General features: G+C 69.1%; 4 protein-coding genes and 1 pseudogene. All 5 read left to right on the top strand.

Going from position 1 to position 4,905, the window contains the following annotated elements:
• A pseudogene (locus PHQ87_RS00585) lies at nt 1-133 on the top strand (acetyl-CoA C-acetyltransferase); the annotation flags it as partial.
• Nucleotides 134-142: 9 nt separating this feature from the next.
• Nucleotides 143-811, top strand: coding sequence for an SDR family oxidoreductase (locus PHQ87_RS00590; RefSeq protein ID WP_300230138.1), 669 nt, complete (start codon nt 143-145; stop codon nt 809-811).
• A gap of 37 nt (nt 812-848) precedes the next feature.
• Nucleotides 849-1,976, top strand: a complete 1,128-nt coding sequence (locus tag PHQ87_RS00595) for an acyl-CoA dehydrogenase family protein (RefSeq protein ID WP_300230140.1) — start codon at nt 849-851, stop codon at nt 1,974-1,976.
• Between the two features lie 75 nt (nt 1,977-2,051).
• Complete coding sequence (trkA, locus tag PHQ87_RS00600) at nt 2,052-3,443, top strand: Trk system potassium transporter TrkA (protein WP_300230142.1); 1,392 nt, start codon at nt 2,052-2,054, stop codon at nt 3,441-3,443.
• 2 nt (nt 3,444-3,445) lie between these two features.
• On the top strand, nt 3,446-4,905 hold a 1,460-nt coding region (locus PHQ87_RS00605; RefSeq protein WP_300230144.1), incomplete at its 3' end, for a potassium transporter TrkG.

The raw sequence follows: 4,905 nt of genomic DNA on the forward strand, positions 1-4,905 counted from the left end.
GATCGGCGCCAGCGGCGCGCGCATCCTGGTGACGCTGCTGCATGCGCTGCAGGCACGTGGTGGCCGCAAGGGCGTGGCCACACTGTGCATCGGCGGTGGCGAGGCCACGGCCATGGCCATCGAGCTGGTGTAAGGCGCGACCATGAGCAACGTGCTGATCATCGGTGCCTCGCGCGGCATCGGTCTGGAGTTCGTGCGCCAGTACCGCGAGGCTGGCGTGCGCGTGCTCGCGACGGCGCGCGATGACGCCGGGCTGGAGCGCTTGCAGGCGCTGGGGGCGCAGCCGTTGCGCCTGGACGTTGCGCAGCCGGCCAGCGTGAGCGGTCTGGCGTGGCAACTCGACGGCGAGAAACTGGACGTGGCGCTCTATGTGTCCGGCGTGATCGACCGCGGCCACGCCACGACGCCGCCCACGCAGCAGGCGTTCGACCGCCTGATGCACACGAATGTGCTCGGGCTGATGCAGGCGCTGCCGCAGGTGATGCCCATGGTGCAGGCGGCGGGTGGGGTGTTCGCCGCCATTTCCAGTTCCATGAGCCTGATCGGGCCGGTGCCCGGCAGCAGCGCGTGGCTGTACCGGGTGAGCAAGGCGGCGGTGAACATGGCCGTGTCCAGTGCGCGATTCGACTACCCGGGCGCGCGTCTGGTGCTGCTGGATCCGGGCTGGGTGCAGACCGACATGGGCGGCGCGTCGGCGCCACTGACGGTGCAGCAGAGCGTGCAGGGCATGCGGCAGGTGCTGGCCGGCGTGTCGGCCGATGACAACGGCCGCCTGATCCACCATGACGGCCGCCGGGCCGAGAGCTGGTGAGACCGGCACGACGACCCACAACGCAGGAGAAACCGAGATGCTGTTGAACGAGGACCAGATCATGATCCGCGACGCCGTGCGCGCGTTCGCCCAGGAGCAGCTGTGGCCCCACGCGCCACGCTGGGACCGCGAGCACACCTTTCCGAAGGCGGCGCACCAGGGGCTGGCCGCGCTCGGCGCCTACGGCATCTGCGTGCCCGAGGAACTGGGCGGCGCCGGGCTGGACTACCTGACGCTGGCGCTGGTGCTGGAGGAGATTGCGGCCGGTGACGGCGGCACCAGCACCGCGATCAGTGTGACCAATTGCCCGTACAACGCCATCCTGCTGAAGTACGGCACCCCCGCGCAGCAGCAGCGCTGGCTGGTGCCGGCCGCGCGCGGTGACATCCTCGGCGCCTTCTGCCTGACCGAGCCACACGTGGGCTCCGACGCCTCGGGCCTGCGGACCACGGCGGTGCGCGAGGGCGACGCGTACGTCATCAACGGCGTCAAGCAGTTCATCACCAGTGGCCAGAACGGCCAGGCCGCGGTGGTGATCGCCGTGACCGACAAGGGCGCGGGCAAGAAGGGCATGAGCGCCTTCCTGGTGCCGACGGACAACCCGGGCTGGCACGTCGATCGGCTCGAGGACAAGGTGGGCCAGCACAGCAGCGACACGGCGCAGATCCGGCTGGAGAACTGCCGTGTCCCGGTGGAGAACCGGATCGGCGAGGAGGGCGAGGGCTACCGGATCGCGCTGTCCTCGCTCGAAGGCGGGCGCATCGGCATCGCCGCGCAGAGCGTGGGCATGGCGCGCAGCGCGCTCGACGTCGCCATCGGCTACGCCAAGGAACGCCAGAGCTTCGGTACGGCCATCTTCAACCACCAGGCGGTGTCGTTCCGGCTCGCCGAGTGCGCGACCCGGCTGGAGGCGGCACGCCAGCTCATCTGGCATGCCGCCGCGCTGCGCGACGCCGGCCGGCCCTGTCTCCAGGAGGCGGCCATGGCCAAGCTGTTCGCCAGCGAGGTGGCCGAACAGGTCTGCTCGGCCGCCATCCAGACCCTGGGGGGCTACGGCTACGTGAACGACTTCCCGCTGGAGCGCATCTGGCGCGACGTGCGCGTGTGCCAGATCTACGAGGGCACCAGCGACGTGCAGAAGATCATCATTGCGCGGGGACTGTAGGCCGGCGGTTCCGGGCCGGCGCGTGTGCGTCCGGCGCCACCACGCAGCGGCGCCGCCGGGGCGATAATTCTTCGCATGAAGATCATCATCCTGGGTGCGGGCCGGGTCGGCGAGAGCGTGGCCGAGAGCCTCGTTTCCGAGCAGAACGACATCACGGTCATCGACCAGGACCCGGCGCGCCTGCGCCTGCTGGAGGAAAAGCTCGATCTGCGGGGGGTGGTCGGCAACGGCGTCCAGCCCTCGGTGCTGCAGGAGGCCGGCGCGCGCGACGCCGACATGCTGATCGCCTGCGCCGCGGCCGACGAGGTGAACCTGGTGGTCAGCAAGGTGGCACACGACGTGTTCAGCGTGCCGACGACCATCGCCCGCCTGCGCTCGCCCGAATTCACCAGCGACGACGGCCTGCTGGGCCGAAACGGGTTCGCGGTGGACCGCGTGATCTGCCCGGAGGAGTCGGTCACCCGCTACATCCACAAGCTCATCAACTACCCCGAGGCGCTGCAGGTGGTGGAGTTCTCGCAGCAACGCGCCGCGCTGATCGTGGTGCGTGCCGCCGCCGGCGGCAAGGTGGTGGGGCACACCATCGGCGAGCTGCGCGAGCGCTTCCCGCACGCGCCGATGCGGATCGTGGCCCTGTACCGGCTCGACACCGAGATGGAGGCCTCGCCGAACGCGCGCATCCTGCCCGGTGACGAGGTGTTCGTGCTGGCCGACACGCGCCGCATCCGCCAGGTGCTGGCCGCCATCCACCCGGTGAACAAGCCGGTGCAGCGGGTGATGATCGCCGGGGGCGGGCGCGTCGGCCTGCGCCTGGCGCGCAGCCTGGTCGGGCAGTGCGAGGTGAAGATCATCGAGCGCGACCGGACGCGCTGCGAGTACCTGGCCAGCCAGCTGCCCTCGGACGTGCTGGTGCTGCAGGGCGATGGTGCCGACGAGGACCTGCTGTTCGAGGAAAACGTGGGCGAGATGGACATGTTCCTGGCTTTGACCAACGACGACGAGGACAACATTCTCTCGGCCATGCTGGCCAAGCGCATGGGGGCCAACCGGGTGCTGTCGCTGATCAACCGGCGCGCCTATGCCGACATGATGCAGGGCAGCACCATCGACATCGCGGTGTCGCCGGCACAGACCGTGATCGGCGAGCTGCTGGCGCACCTGCGCCGCGGCGACGTGGCGGCCGTGCACAGCCTGCGGCGTGGTGCGGCCGAGGCCCTGGAGGGTGTGGCGCGTGGCGACGTCAAGACCTCGAAACTGGTGGGGCGGCGCGTCGAGGAGATCAAGCTGCCGCCGGGCACGCGGCTGGGTGCGATCGTGCGCGGGGAAGGCAAGGACTCGGAGGTGCTGATGCCCCATCACGACACCCTGATCGAGGCCGACGACCACCTCATCATGTTCATCCCGGACAAGCGGCAGGTGCGTGACGTCGAGCGCCTGTTCCAGGTCGGGGCCACGTTCTTCGGCTGAGCATGATCAGCATCCTGCCCGCTCTCCACGTGTTCTCGCGCGTGCTGATGGCGTTCTCGTTCGCCTTCCTGATGCCGCTGGGCTGGGCCTGGTTCGAGGACCAGGAGGGCTACCGTTTTGTCTGGGAGGCCGCGTTCGCCCTGGCGCTCATCTGCGGTGCGCTGGCCTGGGCGGCGACGCGCGAGCACCAGCGCGAGCTGCTGCCCAAGGACGGCTTCCTGCTGGTGAACATGGTGTGGCTGCTGCTGCCGGCGTTTTCGGCGGTGCCGCTCATGTTCACCGTGCCCGGCATCACCTGGAGCCAGGCCTATTTCGAAGCCATGAGCGCGCTGACGGGCACCGGCGCGACGGCGCTGGCCGGCCTCGATGCCTTGCCGGTGTCGGTCAACATCTGGCGCTGCTTCCTGCAACTGATCGGTGGCCTGGGCATCATGCTGCTGGTGGTGGCGGTGCTGCCGCTGCTGGGCCTGGGCGGGGTGCAGCTGTACAAGGCCGAGACCCCGGGGCCGATGAAGGACACGCGTTTCACGCCGCGCATCGCGCAGACGGCGCGGGGCCTGTGGGCCGTGTACTTCCTGCTGTCGGCGGCCTGCCTGCTGGCCTACCGCTGGGCCGGCATGGGCTGGGCCGATGCCTTCATGCACTCGTGCACCACCATGGGCCTGGGCGGTTTCTCGTCACACGACGCGAGCCTGGGCTTTTTCCGCTCCGAGCGGGTCGAGTACGTGTCCATGTTCTTCATGGCGATCTCGGGCATCAGCTTCGTGCGCTACTTCATCGTGCTGCGCAACCGCACCCTGCGGCCGCTCACGCGCGACCGCGAGATCCGCTCCTATGTGACGATCCTGGCGCTGTCGGTGGGGCTGGTGGCCGTCCTGCTGCTGGTGCACGAGGTGTATGCCGACCCGGTCGATGCCCTGCGGCAGAGCGCGTTCCATGTGATCTCGGTGGCCACCACCACGGGCTTCACCACCACCGACTATGGCCAATGGCCGGTGTTTGCGCCGGTGCTGATGATGTTCCTGGGCACGTTCGTCTCGTGCGCGGGATCGACCGGCGGCGGCATCAAGCTCGTGCGCATGCTGCTGCTCGTGAAGCAGGCGCGGCGCGAGCTGGTGCGCATCGTGCATCCGCGCGTGGTCAATCCGGTGACGCTGGGCGGGCAGGTGGTGCCGCCGCAGGTGATGGCCACGGTGCTCGGGTTCATGCTCATCTACGGCGCGGCCACCATGGGGCTGACGATGCTGCTGCTGTTCACCGGGCTGGACATCGTGACGGGCTTCTCGGCCGTGGTGGCCACCCTCAACAACATCGGCCCCGGCCTGGGTCAGGTGGGGCCTGCGAGCCACTTCGGGGTGCTCAGCGGCCTGCAACTGAACATCCTGAGTTTTTCGATGGTGCTCGGACGGCTGGAGTTGCTGACCTTCCTGGTGCTGTTCACGAGCGCCTTCTGGAGACGATA

Origin of the sequence: Hydrogenophaga sp., from assembly GCF_028698005.1 — a bacterium.
Classification (GTDB): domain Bacteria; phylum Pseudomonadota; class Gammaproteobacteria; order Burkholderiales; family Burkholderiaceae_C; genus Hydrogenophaga.

What these genes read in the sequence shown, in the direction of transcription:
- PHQ87_RS00590 (WP_300230138.1), top strand. Translation starts at nt 143, where the DNA reads ATGAGCAACGTGCTGATCATCGGTGCCTCGCGCGGCATCGGTCTGGAG.
- PHQ87_RS00595 (WP_300230140.1), top strand. Translation starts at nt 849, where the DNA reads ATGCTGTTGAACGAGGACCAGATCATGATCCGCGACGCCGTGCGCGCG.
- trkA (WP_300230142.1), top strand. Translation starts at nt 2,052, where the DNA reads ATGAAGATCATCATCCTGGGTGCGGGCCGGGTCGGCGAGAGCGTGGCC.